Genomic DNA, 19815 nt, shown 5'->3' on the forward strand with positions numbered 1-19815 from the left:
TGCCCGTCAATTCCTTTCGCTTATCGCTTTGGTTTGGCTGGCAAGTCGAATCACCTTATAAAAGTTTCGAGACATATTCCGTCTTTCCGCAACGGCATCACTGTATATTTTCTTTTCCTCTTCGCTTAAACTTGCGCGGAATTTGGTGTCATTCAACCTACTACCAGTAAATGCACGATTCGGATATTCTTGGAAATACTTGATAATCTGTTGGCGGGTTTTCGTCCCGTCAGACAGGATCTTTCTATAGGCATCCACGGCCATGGAGTCATCACCCAGCGAGAGCGAAACTTTCAGCATGTGGAGCGGATCATTATCGGGGTCATAAATCACTTCCGGCGTAGCGGCAATACTGTGCTTTTTCCTGAATTCATCGGCCATTTTATAGACATCTTTGACCGCGCTATACCGCTTATTTGTGAATCCAAAGGCGTTCATGAAGCTTTCAATCAATCTCTGTTCTGGCTGACTTCTCAGAGAAATTGGCGTCGCGGTCTTTGCCAAATCACCAATCTGTTGCAACCCATCACGCTTGCGCCCAAATGCGTCACGACCCGTCAAAAACTCGATAGTCGTGCGGCCATAGACAGGATTTAGTCGGTTGAATGCAAAGTTTGCTGGCTCTGTGAACATGTGCATTATGTCGCCCTGTACTGTGCGCAAGCTATAAGCCCTTCCCTTTACTACCAGTGAAAAGGCGTTCTCGGGCTCAAGGTGATACTCGTCGTTGATTGTTTTATTCAACACTCTGGCCGCGACATACAGGGTTGCCGCTCCCAGGGCGAGGGCCACGCGCTGCTCACTTCCATATTGCGTAAGTGCCTGCGCCGCAAATCGGCCACGGGCTTCAAGGAAGTCAGGAGCAAGTAACGTGAGCCTCAATAAATCCTGAGTTGTTTTACTCCGTCCAAGCATTTCATAATTAAGGTGTCCGAAAGCCGCATTCGATTCATTGGCAGTCAGCATGTAAAGGGCGTCCTCAGACATTTTGCCGCTCGCCATTTCCTTGGCATAAACCTTTCGATTTCGCTCAACGGCATGTTCGGCCATGGTCATTTTCATGCGAGGAATGAACTCTTTGAATAGCGTATCATTCCAGTTTTGCAGATATTCACCGGCAATAGGCAAATGCCTGAACAGTGAACCCGAACCGCCGGAAAGTCCTTCACTCCATTGCTGGTGTCCCCGCGTATCAGAGATCATCAGCCCGCCCTTGACAAGTTTTGCCTGTGTCGATTCCGGGTTGGTGATATTGATCTTGGTAAGATTGAACGGATTGACGCGATGTTCTAGACCGTGAACACCAATCTGAACAAAATGGAAGCCTGATAAATCAAGCATGGTCTGTTTGATCGTGCTGCTTATCCGCATAGCGGTATTGAGAATGGGGACTTGCGATATTTGAGATTTCCCAAGAAAAGCCTTTGCATCCTTCAAGGCCTCTGGATGCACAAGCATTTGCCCTTGAACAATTACCGGCTTTCCTTCTCCATCCGTAGATGCCCATTTCCATTTTCGGAAAGCAGGATGGTCGAGAGCCACATAGTCGGCCCGATTATTGGCAGGATCGTTTTTATCGGCCCGCTTGGTGAACGGCTTTACAAGAGTGGCGTCCTGTTCTCCCGTGGTCTCATCAACAATCCGCGACCCGCTACCGGACACGTCAAAGCGTGGACGGCCATCAGGCATAGTCATTCCCATTGCGCTTTTCACGAAAGCACGGTCCGCCATGGTCTTTGCAAACGCCCAGTCATAAGCCAGCAGTTGTTGCCGGACATCCTTCACCGTGCGGACCCCGGCCTTTTCAGCATCAATATTATACTGATTGAATCGTTTTTTAAGGAACCCGGCTTTCCCGGAAGCGATGTTGCCAGCACCGATTTCAGCCATGACACCCTTCTTCCAGGGAGTATCCTTCTCAAAGGTGCGGTTGATGTAGTTTTCAATAACATCACTCATCCAGCCTTCGCGCACGGCGGTATTTCCCTGCTCCTCGTAATACTTACTCACCTTGTCGGCAAACACCTTTTGCTCAGGTGTCAATTTCATTGCGTCATGATATCCACGTTTGTACCGCTCCGGGGCCTCTACCGCTGAACGTTTAAGAACAGACATGTCGCCGCCAGCGTCAATGTAATTGCTGATTGCTTCCGATGTGCGTTGGTCGGGCAGTACCCGGCGAATGTCATTGGCAAATTCATGAGCAGACCTGCTCGCGGTTTGTAGTTGATACGACCATTCACCAATAGCCTTTTGCCAGTCGGTGGCTTTGGGGAGACCGATAAAGGCCTCGCGGGTTACACGGCCTGCCGCTTTGAGGGCATCAACGGCTGATAAAACAGAATCCTTGGCGTCAGAAATCTTTTTACTGAGATCGAGCGGATTATTCTTTGAATCCGAAAGAGATAACCCGCGTTTAGGCAAATCCTTCACTTCATCACGTAGCGTGTCGAGAGTCCGAAATGCCGGTTCTGTCGCCGTCGTCTCCCCTACCGTCCTATCCGCATAGACTCCATCAAGCAATTTTGCGTGCATTGCCTTCAACTCATCAGCACCATTTGCCGTCCCGAAAAGCTGTTTGAGTCTGAACCATGCGCGGTCAAAATACCGCTTCAAATGCCCGGTGAATCCCTCGCCATGCTTCGCCGCATATTCCATGAACGCATCTGCCTGCTTTTCGTGATCCGGCTCAATGCGGTCAATTTTCTCGTTTTCTTCACGGTTAAGTACATCACGAAGGCCATGCCATGCTTCATGAAAAAACGTGCGGTTCTGGTCTCCTTTCCCTGATACCGTCAAAACCTTATTGAAGTATTGCCCAAGTCGCTCGACACCACCAGCCATGAGGCTATCAACTTGGTCCAGGCTGTAATTCGGCCCAAGCATTCTGCGAAGCAACTTGTCAGCATCACGGCGAAGCGGCGCCGGGGCATCAGAAAAGATTTCGCGGAACTTTGTTTTTGCGCCATCAGAAGATGGGGGCGGAACTTCCTTAACCTTTAAGGGATACTTCGCTGTCACGTCGTTGCCCTTGGTGTCAAGTACCCGAATAGACTTATACGGCCCCCCATCCTTGAGCGTTTCGGCATCCTTGGCGGTGACAGTTGCCTTCTGGCCCTTCTCGTTGGTTGCTTCAATACGAAGAAGCGGAGTACCGCGCCCCTGGGGAAGCGGTTCAAGCGTGCCACGGTTAGCAGCTTCCGTCAGAGAAATTGATGGTTTGACATCTTCAACCTTGGTAGAGGGCTCGGAAAGTTTCTTCCCCTCAAGATCCAGCGTACCATTGCCTTTTACAAGGTCGGCAGCGGCCTTCTCTTTTGTCTCGCGCTCCCTGATAATGCGCTCACCATCGGCAGTTTTTTCACCGGCAAGCGTAAAACCGCCTTCATCTTCTCCGAAAAGCTGGGCCTGCTTTGGCTTTAGGCCGGTTGAGCCTTTAGTTGAGCCTGAACTATTTTCGCCGCTTCCCGCTGGGCGTCCTGTGTCGTCATGCCCTTTTCCCTTTTCAGGCGTTTTACCTCCGACAACAACGCCGCTTTTGCTTTCCAATGGATCTCCGGCAAGCTCATGTTTCCCTCCGACTTCTTCAAGTGGCGATAATTCTTTTCCGCTGACAGTTAGTATATCACCTGTTTCGTGATTGAGAATCTGATAATTAAGGCCATTCCGGTTAAGGTTCTTCAGTGAATTCGGCTTTTCTACAGCAACAACCGACCAATCGCCATTGTTCTTATCCCCGGAATAGGTGACATACGAATCAGTGGGAATGATACTGCCCTCTTTGGCAATCTCGCCCATACGCACGTCAATCTCCCGCGATTCAGCTTCTGCCTCATCCCATTCCTCTTTATGTTTGCGAGCCCACCAGGCATCAGAAAGCTTTTTGCGAGTCTCATCACTCATCGGTTTCCGGGGTGTTCTCTGACTCTTCGCATATTCCTTCTGAGCCTTGTCAAAGATTTCCTGCTCCTTGGCGAACATCTTGTTCTCACGCTTCATCCCGGCAGGGGTCAATCCCCCATTTTTGAAAGACTCGCGGAAACCTTCAAACGTTTTCTTCGATGCCTCATAGCGCTTAGAAGCATTTTCAAAACGAAGCTTTCCCAGAGATTTATTTGATTCCGCCGTGTGATTAACTTCAGCAGGCTTACCAGTAGCGGGAGATTTCACCCACTTTTTGAACTGGTCAACGGTCATCTCGGCCACACTGTCGCCACCACTCCACCCGGCTTGATAGTTCCGCTGGTAGATTGCCTTGGCTTCCTCGGCAGAGTTGGCACCCATGACAACCTTGTGCTCGTCGAATTTCCCCGTTTTTGTATCAACTTGATTTACAACAAATACCTTATCGCTCTGCGGGTTGTCTCGGTTCACAAACACGTCAACGTGATCTTTGTCCTTGCCAATAGTGCCCTTGATATACCCGTAATGATCCTCAAGCGGATTCCATTCCGGGCGGCGCTTGCTTCCAGCGGGATTCTCGATGGCAATATTGAGACCATGAACCTTGATATGTCCCTTGGGATAGTTCCCGGCATCCTTCTGCGCCTGGGTGGGCTCAGGCAATCCATTAAGCGGAGAAGTTGCCGCCTCATGTGCCTTCAACGCCACGTCCCGCGCCTCAGCCAAAGCGCCATCAGGTTTTGCCTGAGAGGGGGAATTGTTGGCTGGCGCGGGAGTGGAAGAAATGGCCCCCCCTGCCTTAGCAGGTGCATTCGGATCTTTTAGATGCGCGACAGTGGGGGGCTCAGGAAATGAATTCTCGCCCTGCGCCGGGGAAACGGTAGAGCGACCGACCTGTGAGCGTGCAGGACCGGCGTCAGGGCGAGAAATTGAATCGGGGGGCGTGACTTCTGCTTGAGAAGAGCGCCCCCACTGTGAAAGTAATGCTTGTTTTAACTCGGGATGATTAAGGCCTTCAGGAGACTTCCCGGTAACTGCATGATACAAAATGCCTAATTCGCGGGTTGTGTGACCTTCCAAGTCTTCAATCAACCGAGTATGCGCAACATCAGGCTTCCCCCGATTGATGGCGTCAGAGGCCGGTTCAGGTGCATTCAGCAGCCTATCAGCACGGCTCTCTACCGGGGTAAACTCTTGCCCAGTCATCATCTTCTCACGGAGTTTTTGGGCTGTGGTATTTGATGTGTCCCAACCATGCTCTTGCGCCAAGGTGTAAATTTGAACATCCGTCATGCGGTCAGGAGCAATAAACGTCCTTTGAGGCAGAAGATTGCGCGTCCCCATGACACGGTTCTCAAATGGTGGATTCCTAACATCAACTTCCGGGGCATCCTGGATCGTCTTATCGAGTTGAATTTTGTGACCAGTGAATAATTCGTTTCGGAGTTGCGCGGCTGATTTATTGTGCGTCTCCATGCCATATTCTTGCGCCAAGGTGATTACTTGTGCCTCGCTCATGTTATTCAGTGAAGGCATATCGTACCGGCCAGAACGTAATAGTTTTGGCTCTGGCGGCTTCACGTCAACTTTCGGGGCAATACCTCCCCTGCGGCCCATGGCTGCGTTCATCAGCATGAAGGCCGGAATACTCTCGCCTCCCTGCTTAAACGTCTCCACCGGGTCAAATGGTTTCCCATTGACGGCTTGGTCATATAATCCATTGGAAACAGCCAAAATCATAGCATCCGTCGGGGCGCGTATGCCAATGCCTCCAAGGTAGGTTTTTGCAAGTGGCACAAATTTTCCAATAACTTGCCCGGCACCGCCCATGACAGCGCCGCCTACAGCCCCCTTGATGGCTTCGTTAGCGATGCTGATATCTTCGGTGCCAGGTGCCCCCTTGACCTTTTCTGCCGCCGCTTCCCCGCCAGACATACCTGCAAAAGTAGCAGCCGAACGCGCAATATTCGGCAATACCCGCTTTTCGACTTCGGACTTAGCTACCGCGAGGGCTTCTTTCGTGACTGCCGTTCCCGCCCGTTTTAATCCAGAACGAGCTATTGCAGTGGGGATGCCCCCGCCAGTAAGCATCAGCGGAACAGATCCAATCATCGAACCTATACCGGACGCAATCGGGTGTGCTTCACGGTCTGCGGCTTCTTGCGCGTCCATTTCCATGGCGGTTTTCTCGCCAACTAATGTGCGCTGAATCTTTTCCCCCAGTGCCGTACCTGCAATAGCACCCCCAACATCACCAGCAATAACGCCAGCGGGACCCGCCGGGGCACCTACAACGGCACCACCTACCGCGCCAGCGGCCCCAACGATTGCAGGCCCTATGTTATATCCAACCCCACGAGCAAAGGCCCCGGCTGCGGAAGATTCAGGGGATGGGGCATTATCATCAAAGTTTATGTGGTCTACCGGCTTGGGAGACGTTTGCGTAACAGCATCAAAGTCAATATGACTACCAGCATCAGAAGGCGCGGCGGCTGGCATCGCGTCAAAGTCAATATGCTTCACGCCTGAGTCATTCAAAGCCATCTTAACCTCATTTTACTTGATACGTTTTTCCGCCAAACGTAAATGATTTTGCACCGGACTGTTTTGCAATAGCCATTGCCTGCTCAGGATTTTTTGGGCGTGCAGTAGGAGCCGGTTCAACAGGAGAAGTAGCGGCACGATCCGGCGATGATGGAGCGCCTTCACCATTCAGGCGATTGATATTTTCCATGGCAGTATCCATGCCTTCTTGATCTTCCATTTGTTGCGCGTATTGATACATCTTCGTGAAGGCAGACATCTGATTTTGACGGGCTCGCTCTATTGAGGTATCCCCGCGATTCTTGCTTGATTCAACCAGTGCCTTACTGTGTGAATCCGCCGCACTGACAGTTGCCCGGTCTCTCCCAGCGGCAATGTCTTTCTCGTTCTGCATCTTTTCGCGCTCAATGGCATGTTTAATCTGGTCTGGACTAAACCCAGCCCTGGCAAGGGTGAGAGCGTGCTGTGCTTGCTGTTGTTCGATGGCAAGTTGATTACGACCGATTACACCGGCGACACGTTCATCACGAGACGGGCGCAAATTGAAGTGTGGTCCATCAAACGATTCAACCATCCTCCTGATGGATTCAGAAGGCAAACGAGGAGTGCCCATCACGCCGCCAGAACCCCGCTCAACGTCATTGGAAACCACTATTCCGCCACCAGGGGTAGTAGACCCGATGGCTGGCCGTGCAAAATTTCTTACTGCGGAAACTGCATTTGAAACCTGTGTACCGTTACCTCTGAAAATGCGGCCATTGGGGGCAACAACTCTCACCTCTCCAATTCCCAATTTGTTAGGGTCTCGGGCATGATCGAGCGCGACTTGCGCGGCTGCATTGGTATCCAATCCAGAATTTGACAATGATCTTGCGGCTTCCCACTGGGCTTCTTCACCGCTTAATGCTGGCTCAATTGACTCCAAATCCCCATCAGCACCGCGCTGGATCTCCCTTCCTCCAACAAATACCCCCGTTCGTCGTGGAACAACACCGCTATTCGACACGGGCGGCGCTACATCTCGACTGACGACAGAAACAGGCGAAGGCTGTTCACCTACGAAAGTCCCGGCTTCGTGGTCAATACCACGCATCGGATTGAGTTGCTTGGGAGGTTCGTACCATGGAGTTACGGGACGTGCTGCTTCTCCCGCCTGAACACTAGCAGGCGCCGGAGAGACACCATTTCGAGTTATAGGACTCCACCCGGTAGCTGATGCAGGATCAATCCGACTTACGACTGTAGGCGCTTTTAACGGGTCAAAAGACCCAAGTGCCCCGCGATATTCAGGAACACCTGACAGCAATTTATTTGCTCTCGCAAGTCTATCATAACCTGGCGCTACCTCGCTCCGAGTCATGTCCAATTTATTCTGAGCCTTAGGGATAAAGTCTTGCGTTGCCATAAACCACCGACCTTTCATATTTCACATAGCGTACTTTAGTATGCTTTGTCAATTTGTTTTCAACCACTCTCTAAGCGCCGTTTCGGCCTTTGACATCTCGCACGGCGAGCATTCGGCCTTAGAAATTCTGATCCTCTTGGCGTTGGCAATGACTTGGCCGGAAGACTTGGCCGGTTCCGGGAGGGTTTCAATTAATGCGCATAATTCCTCGAAATTCATGGTATCCAGAGATGGGGATTGAAGAGGTTCGTTTAAGTGTGTTTTTCGAATGTGGGCGTAGTCGTCATCCATGATTCCGAAAATAGGCCCATCCCCTTTATGCTTAAGAATTTCATCGAGAAATTCAGCGGGGCGTTTTCCTCTGAATGACTCAACATGAGCAACGGTAAACCACTTCATAGGCCCTCCAGACAACGAACCGATAACGTCCATGCCGTGCCTGATGATGATCCGGCGACCTGCACCCGCAAATATGAAGCACCACGAGGAATGATAATATCCTGAGACAGATGATTACTCATCATTCCTGTGTCCAGAAGAGTGGCAATGTTGGTCGAAATAATGAGTTGGTCAGGGATACCGTATGCCTCAAATTCTATATGAATCGTCCCTTCCTGCGCTGAGAACGTCTGGTCATATCCTTCTATGCCACCAGCCGAATCGAGGGCGATATCACATACCGAGGGTAAGTCGGGTTCATCGTTGCAAGTGATGCCGTTTATCCAGGCCTCACACCGTTCGAGCCAGTCACCGGTCATGCATTGCCCTATCTCTCCGGGATCTTGTGCGCCGGTGGATTCCGTCATACTCTTGCATGAGCCACCGGCCATCAGTTGCTTGACGGCATAATAGGCCTTGCTGATGGATGACACCGCACACTGGTCAGGTTCAAGCGGTGAAATCGAAGTACAGCACCGTTCTGTTAATCCGTTGTAGGCGGCATAGAGTGCTTCGATTTTGGTTATGAGGTCACAGGGCATGGTTAATATTTAATGCAGTACATCACGTATGCGTTTTTTGGACGCGCTTCTGAACCCCCTGAAGATGAAGTTCCCGAATTCGCCGCCGAATATGCGGGACTATAAGGACTTCCGTTCGAAAATGTCCAAGCAGACTGGTTTCCAGCCGTGTATAAATGCGAGTGCGCTTGATTGGTATCGCTCTGATATGAACCTACATTATTTGATGTCGCTCCCCCTGCATAACGCGCAGTTCTGGAATACACGTCGGGATCAACTGAATTTGTGGAAGTTCCAGACCAACCTCTTAAAAATTGCCCCCTTAAATCAGGAACATTGAAATTAGCCCCAGATCCACCCCATTGCGTTCCAATTGCCGCGAACAGATTATGGTATGTGTTTGTGGTAACAGAACTGCCATCACACAAAAGATAACCTGTCGGCAAATTTGTTCCGCCGAACTGTATAATGGTTCCCGCCAGAATGGATGACGAAACGGAATTGGTGTCAAACCGCACAATCAAAGTCTTATTGCTTATAGACACCAGGTTCGATGATCCACCCACGCTGTATGCGTTTGTGATCCCGGCCGATATTCCTGATCCAATATTTATTGGCTTGAAAATTCCGGTATTCGTGTTGACCGTCACAGGCAGCCATTGGCCGTAAGTCACATTCGCCGCAACCACTAACGCTATAATTATCACTCTACTTTTCATATTTATCCTCTTATTGTTCCATCGTTTCCTATTCTGAATAAGCCCGAATCGCCTGTTGTTGGATCTATGATTCTCATGAATCCCTCATATCCCGTCACCGTTCCGTTAGCCTGAATGGTTGCAGTTACTGGTTCTCCATTTGACGGATTGATTCCCTGCAATAACTCACCTTCGTGCGATCCGGTAATCAAACCATTCGCCACATCGAACACCAATGCTTCTCCTGTTGTCGCATCGGCAACGCTGACTGTTCCGGTGTGCGGGCAGTATCCCGGCACGTCGTACATCGGGAGGCACATTTGTTTCATGGAAAATGTCTGAACATGATTGACTAGAGTAACGTCATCCAGATACCAGAACCCTCCCGCGCTGAGAGTTGGACGGCATGTTCCGCCATCCCATGTAACGACAATCGAAACTATTCCGTCTGTACCGTTGGTTCCTGGTGTACCCTGAATTCCTTGCTCCCCCTGAGCGCCTGTCTCGCCCTGAATGCCTTGTATCCCCTGTTCGCCTTGGTCTCCGCGAGGAATGGCGAAGTCGAATATTGCCGCCGATGGCGTCCCGCTGTTTGACACGCTTGCAGATGTACCGGGCGCTCCTGTTGTCGTCGTGCCAACGGAAATTGTAGCGGCGGCCCCGTCCGCTCCGTTCGCACCATCTATACCATTCGTTCCGTTCGCACCGTCAGCGCCATTTGTTCCATCAGCACCTCTAGGAATTGTAAAATCAAGAATGGCCGCGGTCTCTGTTCCACTATTCACAACACTTGCCGACGTTCCGGGTTCGCCCGTGGACGTAGTCCCTACGGCAACCGTTCCGGATGGCCCTGAAACCTCATCAACACTGATGGAGAGATTGCCGTCAGTAGCCTGTAAATGAACATTGGTAGTGCCAGCCGTAATAAGTGCCGCGAGATACCCGCCAGCCGTGTCACCCTCGGATACCTTGACTTTCTCGTCTTTGAATCCCAGCCATGTCTTGAAGTTCTCAAACCCGACATATTTCACGTCAGGCATTCCCGGACTGCAATTGTTCATTATAACGGCCCACCCCGCACCGTCAGTGGGGGATTCGTCCACATGGGCCAGAAACCCCTTGATTTCCAGTCTCTTGGCTCCGGCCTCTCCCCGGATCGAAAGGGAACTTGCGTCCGGTGTCGCATTGGCCCCGTCAACCTGCACCCATTCAACAGACTTTGGGGTCTCTCCAACATTCGGTCCGCTCATCATGGGGAAACTGGCACTGGAAGCGACAACGGTATCAGCCCCAGCTATTTGAAGCATCCCGTTTATGGGGGCTCCCTCAGTGGCGTTCAGGTTGATCGTTTTGGCGTCAGGGGCCGGGACTTTAACAGGATCGAATACCTCGATGTCACCGCATTGGAGATTCTTGATTGCGCTGATAATCCCGTCATTCATCGCAATTTGAAGAATGCGTTTCTGCCGTATGGTCTTTTTCTGTTCAGTCGTCAGGGCCGTGGGCCAACTGTCCCCGAATGAGGCAATAGCCGTGCCCGCCGTGGAATCCACGTCAACCCAGCCGTACCATGCTGCGCTTCCTTCTGTTACAGTCTGGATGATATTGCATGTGACCGATATGATGGTATCCGGCGCGACTTCCGCGAAACCAGGCTGAACCGTAAATTCGAGTTCCCCTGAAATCTTCGCCTTGAAAGAGAAATTGATTCTCTCGGATCTATCGGGAGCGTCCTGCGGATCTTCCGGGAGAGCGGATTTTCGGAATGAACCAAGAGCCCTTTTAGCCATATCGTCGGCATCGAGCATCCCCTGAATACCGAGTGATACCCCTGAGGGGAATTCGCCCGCTGATCTAGGAGCGACCGAGCCAGCATAATTGTCGGCTATCGGTGAATTGTTCATGGAGTGGAGTAGAGCGGGATAATATCAGAATCACTTACCACCCATTCGCCAGTGGTTATTGTCTTCGTCTCAATGGCGTAAAGCCCTTCAGATATTTCAAGCACATGCTTTATCACTGATGTTCCGGCGCCCTTACTTCCCGCTGTCGAAGTTGCGGCATCAACAATGCCTGGATGAGTTGCCGAATATGAGCGGGTAATTGAAACGTCTACAGTTCTCTTGGTATAGAGACGGAATTGAAATACATTATAACCCGTAATTTTCTGAGGAATATCACTGTTAGTCGATGAAGTCCAAATAGGCAGCTTCACATCACTTTTATCTAAGTCCCACTCGTAGATGGAAGATGAAACCGTAACAAAACCAGCAATAGCCGCGCCACTGATGACCCTATTGATTATTTCGCCATCGAATTGCCCCAAGTCATTTTCGAGGGCTTTAACCAATTGCGCCCCATTCTCGGGCGCCTGAGCTACCGGAATCGTGGATTTGTTCTTAAACTTCTGAACACTTTCCTTAAAGATTCCGCCAAAATCCTTCACAATCACGAAGTCATTTCCAGCAGGATACTGCCAGAATTCCTTCACTATGTACTTAGCAACTAAATTCAGAGATTTGTCGTCACCATTCTGAGAAGGTTGCCAATCCTTTTGAATCCCTACCTCATTGGTTCCCCACTTGTAGTCAAATTCTTCGGCATAAACTCCGGTGTGCGTTCGGAACGCTTCAAGATCTTCTGCCGTTGTCTGCCACTTGTAGCACTCGCGAGAGGAAGTCGTCTTATTTGTGCCCAGTATAACGGTCAGATTGGCGTCACCGGCCTTGATAAGTGTTTGGATGATAGTACACCCGTCTTGCACCGACTTCGGCCCCTCTGTGGTCACGGCAAGCCACTCTCCCTCATATACCTTGCCATCAGCCATAGGGTCAGTCACAACGTTTGACAGCACCTTTGGATTGGCATTCTGAGATTTCATCAGCTTTTCAGCCACGGAAGGGTCGATAAACTGCCACTTACGGATAAGAGTCAACTTGCCGGATTGGTTGTTACGAATCACATTTACATAGACGGACATTGCTTCCGGGGTTGTAGTAGCCCACCCCTTCCGGAGCTCCATGTAATAATTTTCGGTCCGACCATCCCACCCGCACCCGGCATTACGCCACACACCGGGATATGTCACCCTGCCGTTGTCAATAATTAGATCGGTTACACTGCCAATGGCGTACAACTCCGCTACGACAGCAGCGCGGTCTTTATCAACAACGTTTTGCCATTGAAGAGTAATCGACTCGTCATTGCTCTGTTCGTTCTGCCGAACATTAGAACGAGATGCCTTTGCCCATGGCAACAAATTAGATGAATCTGCCATTAGACCCTCCCGCCGATTCCTGAAAGTTTAAGCATTTGAATAGCCTGCTCACGATGCTTGGCACTTTCCGCATCAGTAAAGAATTGTTTGGATGCAACATAACGGGCAAGATTCGTCTGGAACCTATTATCCAGCGGGATAGTGTCGCCGGATGTTGTCAACGCGGGCACTTCCATTGCCACACCGTCATCATCGTACATACAATCGGTTCTCTGGCTCATCAGTTGAGAAACGGCGTCTATAGTCCAGGCCAATCCATTTGGGGCAGTGATTGCCAATCCAGCCGCTAATGTACCGGCCTCATTGATTACGTCCTGCACGGTGAAACTCATATTGTTACCCCTTCATTTTCGGAACCAATGTCAATATGGCGGTCATCACCGACGCCCTTCATGGTTTCGGGATACCACCTACCGTCATCTCGATTGAAAATGCTCCATACCCCGTCAATTACACGACGATCACCAAGCAAGGCATTCCACTCAGGCCCAGGAACTGGAATCACAGGGACAGTGCCCGTGTCACCTGAATATGTCCGGGAAGTCCCAATGATTCGTAATACGCCAATACCCAAGAACTCAGCAGATCCGGCGTCCCACAACCTGACAGTAAATTCACGCACTACCCCATCAGGGATGCCACTGAAGGCCTCCATCATCTTGTCAGTATCCGTATTGAGCGATGTTTCGGCAGTAGGAGACCCGGTGAAGACTGGCGGGTTGCACACCCTGGCATCTCCACGCAAAACCAGCAAAGTCAGATTATCTGGTATCGTTGGAGCAAATCCCGTCATAGTTACAGCGACAGCATTGCGGTGATGCACTGTGCCAGATATGACTAACTCCATTTTTTCCCGGTTGACCTTGATTGTAATACTTGCGCTACCGATGCTCATTTATCCTCCCACCCTGTAACCCGTGCCTGAGAATGCACCGGAAAGATTGTAAAGCGGATTGATGGACGGTGAGGCGTTCATGTGTGAGCGAAAAACCTCTGACGCCGCTGCATTCTTGATCTTCTCGTACTTCTGATTGTAGAGTTTCGCGGTGTCTGCATCATACATCGGCCCAGCACCCTTATGAGTGCATAAATCAGCTATCGCACCATAAACAAAAGCATTTCCGTAGAGTCCGGTAATCCATTCGGGCATCTCGTCGGTTTGTAAATTCGGGACCTGCACCACGGTTATTACCAGGCCATCAGTTACAGCAATCGAGGAAGGGGAAGACTTAAAGCGATATTCAGAGGTTGCCGGGGTAAAGGTGTCGCCTGAGCAATCCCGCTCTTTACCGAGGCGCCCGGCGGCAACATCGGCATCGGTCTTGATGAAAACGGAGTGAATGCGTCGGATTTCAGCTTGCCATTCGGCGGCCAGAGTGTAAGTCAACTGATTCGCTACAATGTCAATAGCCGCAAGAGGTTGCTTCCATACCTCTGTTTCAAAACAAAAGCGTTGCGCAGCTTCGCGGATGGCACGGATGACTTGCCCTTTGAGTGGCGTAGCAGGCAATTTGTCTGTTACGGATGGGATAAGCTGATCGAGTCTGACGGCTTTCATAGGGCCTCCTCACAGAATACGGTAAAGCGGGCGCCCCTTTCGAAGCGCCCGCACCAACACAATTCGTGCTTACTTCGAGAGGTCTGCAATTACTGCACGAACCCGGACCGTACCACCCGTGCAAACGGCGGTCGTGGTAAGGCGAATATCATCAGCGGCAGATGTGTACTGCTTCTGAGTCGTGTAGGCCGCAGCGGTAATAGCAACATTGGTTGCCGCCGTTGACCCAACGTACTGTGTGATACTGCCTGAATCACCAATTCCAAATGCAGCAGTCGGATTGCTCGAAGCAGTAAGCACTTCCGCACTTACAGCCAAAACAGCCGCACCTTTCGGTACTCCAATGCATTTGTAGATGTCCCCGGACCCGGCGCCAGCACCAAACGAAACGGTATTTTCAACAACATAGATCTTCCCGAGATCATGTGAGGAAAAAACTGTTCGACTACCCGTGTAATTTGTCACGGTGTTGACCGCAAACGCGGGGACGGCAAACGCGATGATTGCCGCGATAATAGCGAGAGAGATAATCTTTTTCATTTTCATGGGATCTTCTTTCAATTCAGAGATATGTTGAACCACTGGCCTATCGGTTTGACTTCCGATAGGCCAGTGATTGAGGTTTACTTACGCAGCCGCCTTGAAATAGGCGTACCCGTTGACAATGGCCTGCGGTTTCACTGCCTTCCAACCCCAGATGTATTCACCCTGGAGCAAGGTTTTGAACTTACCGTTGTACCACTTGTTCGTGCGGATATTCTTGAGCGTGAACCCAATAGCCGCCTTATTCCCGCCAAGGATCGCCGTAGGCGTCCCAACAGCCGAACCGTTTCCGGGGAGATACCCGCTCACGATTACGTTCATGTTGTTGATCTTGCCCCGGTATCCGTTGATAAGGCGGGAAGGACCATCACCCATGACCATCGTGGACTTCATCTCACTGTTCACCAATACCCACTCCATCCAGGGAGGAATAACCATGAAGGTTTCCTCGTTCGCATACTGCTCACGAAGAACAGCAGTGAACTGGGTAAGGTACTGAACAATCGCCGTGGCGGTGTTCGTTCCACCAAAGTTCACAGCGGCGGGGGCATCGGCTGTCCCGAGGTTATAGCCACTGAATAATGCACCGGCGGCAACGCCCTTATTGGCAGCGATGGCCGCATCCTTCATTGCGATGAAGAACTTGGTGTTAATTTTCTTCATGGCTTCCTTCAACGCGGTCTCCATGAACTGGTCGGAAAGCGCCAGGTGGCTCAATTCGGCCTGAACATCCGTCAGGGGAACGTTGAAATACCCGCCCTTGTCGATGGTCACGTCGATACCATCCAACTCCACAGGATCTTCTTCCAAATCCTGACCATCCTCATAGTCATCGTGGAATACGATGGTGGGCTCATTCGTCACCTTGACGTTATCACCCTTTTTCAACTCACTGAAATACTTGGAGGTCGTAATCAGTGGAAGCGGATCGGTTTCCCAATACCGCTTGTTCCACACCTTCGAGAACACATCCATAATGGCATACCCGGCTTTATAGTTCGGGGTGCCCTGTGCTGTTGCGATCATGATATCTTCTTCTTCCTGGCGGATTATCCGCCGGTTGGATTGTCGGCTTCAGCCTCACGCCACAGTTTTTCAATTTCTGCGCGTTCGGCCACGGTTGCGGTCCTCGACTCGAAGACCTTGTATTCAAGCTCCTTGATACGAGCAGCACGCTTCGACTTGTCCTTGCTTGGATCGGGGACAGTCTCGGCGCCACCACCAGCGGCGGAAGCCGGAACCGATTGAGCCTCTTTTGAAGGCTTTGGCGGTTTCGTGGTATCCACAACGGGAGCGGCGGGGGGTGTGATCGGTTGTTTGCTTGATGCGTAAGCCTCAAGAACCTCGATAGCCTGATTAACGTCCAGGTTAGCGGCGGCTTGATCGTATGAATCACCGAACGTCATGGGCGTTCCTTTAATGCGAGTCGCATTGGCCCAAGCGTTAAACGCCGGGTCTCTGATGACTTCAAGGAACGTCGGGACTTTGGCTTTGACCTCCTCAGCAAAACGCTGGGTGGCTGTCTGCATGGACTGGCGTTCGAGCAATTCAGCCTTTTTCTTGGCCTCCAATGCTTCTTGCCGAATCTTTTCCAATTCCGCTTCACGCCTTTTGGCTTCCGCCTTTTCGCGTGCTGCACGGGTTGGGAAGTGTTCAGCAAACGCCTTATCCTCCTCATCATCCACGGAAGGGGCGGCTGGCGGGGGTGGGTTTTTTGCAGCTTCGGAGAGCTTTCGGTTCTCCTCAGATAACGTCTGCATCTGCACCCTCATAGATTCCACCGATTCGCGTAACATTCGGAGTTCCCCGCCACGCCGACCGTCTGCCTCATTCAGTTTTGCGGTGAGTTCAGCGACACGCGCCTTCTCTGCATCCAACTGATTTTTGAGTTCGGTCAATTCAGCGTTCGGGACTGGATCGGGAACAGGAGGAATCACGGGGGCCGGGGCGTCAGGGTTTTCTTCCTTCCGTGCCAGTGCCGTTGCTTCTTCCGCTTCCTTATTCAGTATGTCCATATCTGACTGATTCATTATTCTGTTCTTTCTTCTTTTCCGTACTCACTGCGCTACCGGGGCGGCAATTACCGTTCCGTGTCAACAAGGGCGGATAAAACTCTTGCAAGCCTTGACTTAGGCACCTCTTTGATGGGTGCTGGCGTACTTGTCGCAACGTAGGGATAGGCTGGCTGATATCCGGCGTTGCTCGCATTTTCAAAGAGACGCGCCAAATAGAACGCGGCTCCCACTTGATTTTCTTGCCCAATAACCCTGTTCTTGGCGTCGAGCGTTTTTAGATCCTTCTCCAAGGCGGCGAGAAAAACCCTGCCGTGTTCGGTGTGGACCATCATCTTCAAGGATTCCTTGAAGGATTCGAGTTCGGCTCCATTGAGATTGAGCATCGTTGATTCCTTACCGCTGGGCAGTGATCGTTACGACTCCCGTAGCCCCGGTGACACATTGGGAAACGGTTCCTGCGGCATTGGTTACAGCAACAGTTTGGAGTGTCAGGGCGACAGTGGCCGTTGCATTGGTCATCGGCTGAACCCCTTTGATCGTAATTTTGCTCGCCTGGATTTCATTTCCAGACAACTTGCCAAAGGTGGCATTCCCAAAATCCTGAGCCCGCACGATTCCACACACGGAAACTAACGCCAACACTGCGAGTAACTTTTTCATTTTCATTTTCTCCGTGTGCATTATTTAACCCGCCACTGTCTGCACACCTTGGGCGTCAGCGGGTACTTCTTCTTGAGTTGATTGCGCGGGAGGCAACTGTCCAGGGACCTGCATAGAGGGAGCCGGGTTCATGGCCGCACGTTTTGCCGTATTTAGAATGTCCTCTTCACTCGGCAAATAACTCACATCCTGTTTGAGCATTTGAGCCATGCCCTTAATCAGCGAAACCATGAATGCAACGCCATTCACGCCAAGCGCCTGAATCACATTCGGGTCCTTGATCCGGTCGAGCATTTGCGCCATTCGATCCATCTGCATTTCCTGAATGAAAAGCCCAGTCGCACCGGTGGAAATGACGCGCACGTCGCCCTTGATATCGTCGTTTTCGCTGTACTCGTTCAGCCAATCGGCCCAGTTTGAAATGAAATCACCTAAAGCTTGATCCATGTTCATCAAGGCATCTTTGACGCCACGAGCGGCGGCATTCATTAACGTGGAAAGGCCCGAGAAGGTGCGAACGGCCCCGGCGGACCCTTGTTGATTCGCGCCGTACATGTAGGCCGGAACCCCTGATTCGTTGTCAGCATCAGTAAGGCACCCTTGATAAAGGGCATTGAGTTCACTGGTCTTGTCAGTCACGTCAAACGAGCCCATAGGCGCCGCTGTAGTGGGGGCCATATCGTCCTGGGTAAATGGAATGACCTTTCCGCCGTGGATATTCAAGGCATCCTCCGGGCGAACAAGCCTGTTTGCGTACATCCAGAAAACAGGGCCACCGGCCCATGCAGTGTTTTGAAGCAACTGGGTCATAACAGACGACGCCCGGTCTTGTGCGGCGCTCATCATGTTTGGAACACCAATACCCCAAAAAGATCCAACAACAGGTTTGAATACCGCTTTGAAATACCCGCGAATTCCGGTTTCGTTCCAAGCTGGCATCACCTTCAGAATGTGAGTACCAGACCACAAAACAACCATCTCGTAATCTTCGGTAGGCAGGATGTTTTTAACTCCCCACGTATCCAGCATGAAGCCCGGAAGCGACCCGTGGAATTCCCAGCACTCAATGCGATCATCGGTTGTATTGTTCCCGTTGTCCTCGTGCTGTGCGCGTTGGTAATCTCCATTCTGAGTCATCAATGGAGACCGAGAAACTGGCTGGTCTTTCAGCAGTTCTTCAATTTCAGTTCGCTGGTAATACTCCAACTTCCGAACTGCATTAAGGGCCGGGCGGTATGTCTTAATCCGCTCTATCATATATCCGTCCTGAACATCTTTAGACCAGGGAGACGGGTAAATATCATGAGGTGAAGGCGCCGAACAAACCGGGATGACCTTATCAATCACAACCCGCTTTTTACCCTTCCATGTGGCTACTTTAACCGTTTTGGTATATGGACCCTTGAGGAATCCTGTCCCGTAAGTCACAACATTTGACCGGAATTCCTCGAACACCTTTGACCAATTACAGTCTTGGAGGTTGTCGAATATCTCTGATTCCATGCGCTTGGCACGCTTCTTGGAAAGCTCTTTTTCAGCACGGGACTTCGCATCAATGTTGGCATCAACAATCTTAGCCAGGTCGGCTGCTTGAAGCCCTTGGTCATTACCGGCGCGAATCTGAATCACAGCATCATTAACGACGCTGGCCTCAATACTTTGAACGTCATCTTCCGGCAACTCAGGCTTTTCAGACGGCTCACACATCCATATTTTTGAGCCATAGGGCATGGTTAAATCACGCAACCACGCCTCGGTGTGAATGCACTTTGTCTGAGTCAATGGCGGGAAGTAGATAGGAAGATTATATTTTTTGAGTTGTGCTTCCCGTTCAGCACTGTGCTGGTTCCGCCGTCTCCGCTGGCAATCTAATAGCCGGTCGGTAACGCCGTTATTCAGCTTCGACATAATCGCCTGATTACGAAGCAACTCAAGATGGTTGATAAGCGATGACCGTACTGGCTCGGAAGAAAGTTCCGTTGCGGTTGCATCAGCGTTTGCCTTCTGAGCGTCAGATACAACTTGAGCGGCCTGATGGAATTGAACCGTCTTTCCCCACAAAGGAGCGGCACTTCCCGGCGCGGTGGGGTCTACTGGCGGCTCCGTCGGTCTTGTGATTGTCGGCTCCATATTTGCTTTCGGATTGCCAGCAAAAGAAAAAGGCGGGAAATCTAGTTTTCTGGAACCAGAATTCCCGCCCTTTTCTCCGAAGTGCGCCAGGCCAATTACCTCCTGACGTTGCCGGACAAAATT

At 51.0% G+C, this 19815-nt stretch carries 16 protein-coding genes; all 16 read right to left on the minus strand.

Annotation, left to right across the window (positions count from 1 at the left end; genetic code table 11):
* Positions 1-6: 6 nt before the first annotated feature.
* The 16 genes from WCS52_01900 to WCS52_01975 all read right to left on the minus strand — a co-directional run bounded on the left by WCS52_01900 (position 7) and on the right by WCS52_01975 (position 19692).
* The gene (locus WCS52_01900) at positions 7-6447 is read right to left on the minus strand and encodes a hypothetical protein (GenBank protein ID MEI6165924.1); all 6441 of its coding nucleotides are present in this window, start codon (positions 6445-6447) and stop codon (positions 7-9) included.
* Positions 6448-6454: 7 nt separating this feature from the next.
* A complete protein-coding gene (locus WCS52_01905; protein MEI6165925.1) occupies positions 6455-7540 on the minus strand; it encodes a hypothetical protein in 1086 nt (361 codons plus the stop codon).
* 360 nt (positions 7541-7900) lie between these two features.
* On the minus strand, positions 7901-8251 hold the full coding sequence (locus tag WCS52_01910) for a hypothetical protein (GenBank protein ID MEI6165926.1): 351 nt from the start codon (positions 8249-8251) through the stop codon (positions 7901-7903).
* Positions 8248-8832 carry a hypothetical protein gene (locus WCS52_01915; protein ID MEI6165927.1) on the minus strand — a complete coding sequence of 195 codons (585 nt, stop codon included), beginning with the start codon at positions 8830-8832 and terminating at the stop codon, positions 8248-8250. The genes WCS52_01910 and WCS52_01915 overlap by 4 nt, the downstream gene beginning before the upstream one ends.
* Before the next feature lie 2 nt (positions 8833-8834).
* Positions 8835-9530, minus strand: a complete 696-nt coding sequence (locus WCS52_01920) for a tail fiber protein (GenBank protein ID MEI6165928.1) — start codon at positions 9528-9530, stop codon at positions 8835-8837.
* Between the two features lie 2 nt (positions 9531-9532).
* Positions 9533-11317, minus strand: a complete 1785-nt coding sequence (locus WCS52_01925) for a collagen-like protein (protein MEI6165929.1) — start codon at positions 11315-11317, stop codon at positions 9533-9535.
* Positions 11318-11409: 92 nt separating this feature from the next.
* Complete coding sequence (locus WCS52_01930) at positions 11410-12786, minus strand: hypothetical protein (GenBank protein MEI6165930.1); 1377 nt, start codon at positions 12784-12786, stop codon at positions 11410-11412.
* Entirely contained in the window at positions 12786-13118 is a 333-nt protein-coding gene (locus WCS52_01935; GenBank protein MEI6165931.1) for a hypothetical protein, read from the minus strand. Before WCS52_01935 ends, WCS52_01930 begins: the two co-directional genes overlap by 1 nt.
* A complete protein-coding gene (locus WCS52_01940) occupies positions 13115-13681 on the minus strand; it encodes a hypothetical protein (GenBank protein MEI6165932.1) in 567 nt (188 codons plus the stop codon). The genes WCS52_01935 and WCS52_01940 overlap by 4 nt, the downstream gene beginning before the upstream one ends.
* Positions 13682-14344, minus strand: coding sequence for a hypothetical protein (locus tag WCS52_01945; protein MEI6165933.1), 663 nt, complete (start codon positions 14342-14344; stop codon positions 13682-13684). It abuts the gene before it with no gap.
* A gap of 69 nt (positions 14345-14413) precedes the next feature.
* Positions 14414-14890 (minus strand): hypothetical protein, encoded by a 477-nt coding sequence (locus WCS52_01950; protein MEI6165934.1) that lies wholly within the window; start codon positions 14888-14890, stop codon positions 14414-14416.
* A gap of 81 nt (positions 14891-14971) precedes the next feature.
* Positions 14972-15913 carry a hypothetical protein gene (locus tag WCS52_01955; protein MEI6165935.1) on the minus strand — a complete coding sequence of 314 codons (942 nt, stop codon included), beginning with the start codon at positions 15911-15913 and terminating at the stop codon, positions 14972-14974.
* Positions 15914-15936: 23 nt separating this feature from the next.
* Positions 15937-16917: a hypothetical protein gene (locus WCS52_01960; GenBank protein ID MEI6165936.1), complete on the minus strand. Its 981-nt coding sequence runs from the start codon at positions 16915-16917 to the stop codon at positions 15937-15939.
* 50 nt (positions 16918-16967) lie between these two features.
* A complete protein-coding gene (locus WCS52_01965) occupies positions 16968-17285 on the minus strand; it encodes a hypothetical protein (protein ID MEI6165937.1) in 318 nt (105 codons plus the stop codon).
* Positions 17286-17295: 10 nt separating this feature from the next.
* Positions 17296-17562 (minus strand): hypothetical protein, encoded by a 267-nt coding sequence (locus WCS52_01970; protein ID MEI6165938.1) that lies wholly within the window; start codon positions 17560-17562, stop codon positions 17296-17298.
* A gap of 24 nt (positions 17563-17586) precedes the next feature.
* Positions 17587-19692: a hypothetical protein gene (locus WCS52_01975; protein ID MEI6165939.1), complete on the minus strand. Its 2106-nt coding sequence runs from the start codon at positions 19690-19692 to the stop codon at positions 17587-17589.
* Positions 19693-19815: the final 123 nt, after the last annotated feature.

This window comes from bacterium (assembly GCA_037128595.1).
Lineage (GTDB): Bacteria > Verrucomicrobiota > Kiritimatiellia > CAIKKV01 > CAITUY01 > JAABPW01.

Coding starts and splice junctions, on each gene's coding strand:
- WCS52_01915 (MEI6165927.1), bottom strand. CDS start 8,832: ATGCCCTGTGACCTCATAACCAAAATCGAAGCACTCTATGCCGCCTAC.
- WCS52_01975 (MEI6165939.1), bottom strand. CDS start 19,692: ATGGAGCCGACAATCACAAGACCGACGGAGCCGCCAGTAGACCCCACC.
- WCS52_01950 (MEI6165934.1), bottom strand. CDS start 14,890: ATGAAAATGAAAAAGATTATCTCTCTCGCTATTATCGCGGCAATCATC.
- WCS52_01940 (MEI6165932.1), bottom strand. CDS start 13,681: ATGAGCATCGGTAGCGCAAGTATTACAATCAAGGTCAACCGGGAAAAA.
- WCS52_01925 (MEI6165929.1), bottom strand. CDS start 11,317: ATGCTCGATGCCGACGATATGGCTAAAAGGGCTCTTGGTTCATTCCGA.
- WCS52_01970 (MEI6165938.1), bottom strand. CDS start 17,562: ATGAAAAAGTTACTCGCAGTGTTGGCGTTAGTTTCCGTGTGTGGAATC.
- WCS52_01920 (MEI6165928.1), bottom strand. CDS start 9,530: ATGAAAAGTAGAGTGATAATTATAGCGTTAGTGGTTGCGGCGAATGTG.
- WCS52_01905 (MEI6165925.1), bottom strand. CDS start 7,540: ATGCGTGGTATTGACCACGAAGCCGGGACTTTCGTAGGTGAACAGCCT.
- WCS52_01900 (MEI6165924.1), bottom strand. CDS start 6,447: ATGGCTTTGAATGACTCAGGCGTGAAGCATATTGACTTTGACGCGATG.
- WCS52_01945 (MEI6165933.1), bottom strand. CDS start 14,344: ATGAAAGCCGTCAGACTCGATCAGCTTATCCCATCCGTAACAGACAAA.
- WCS52_01910 (MEI6165926.1), bottom strand. CDS start 8,251: ATGAAGTGGTTTACCGTTGCTCATGTTGAGTCATTCAGAGGAAAACGC.
- WCS52_01965 (MEI6165937.1), bottom strand. CDS start 17,285: ATGCTCAATCTCAATGGAGCCGAACTCGAATCCTTCAAGGAATCCTTG.
- WCS52_01960 (MEI6165936.1), bottom strand. CDS start 16,917: ATGAATCAGTCAGATATGGACATACTGAATAAGGAAGCGGAAGAAGCA.
- WCS52_01935 (MEI6165931.1), bottom strand. CDS start 13,118: ATGAGTTTCACCGTGCAGGACGTAATCAATGAGGCCGGTACATTAGCG.
- WCS52_01955 (MEI6165935.1), bottom strand. CDS start 15,913: ATGATCGCAACAGCACAGGGCACCCCGAACTATAAAGCCGGGTATGCC.
- WCS52_01930 (MEI6165930.1), bottom strand. CDS start 12,786: ATGGCAGATTCATCTAATTTGTTGCCATGGGCAAAGGCATCTCGTTCT.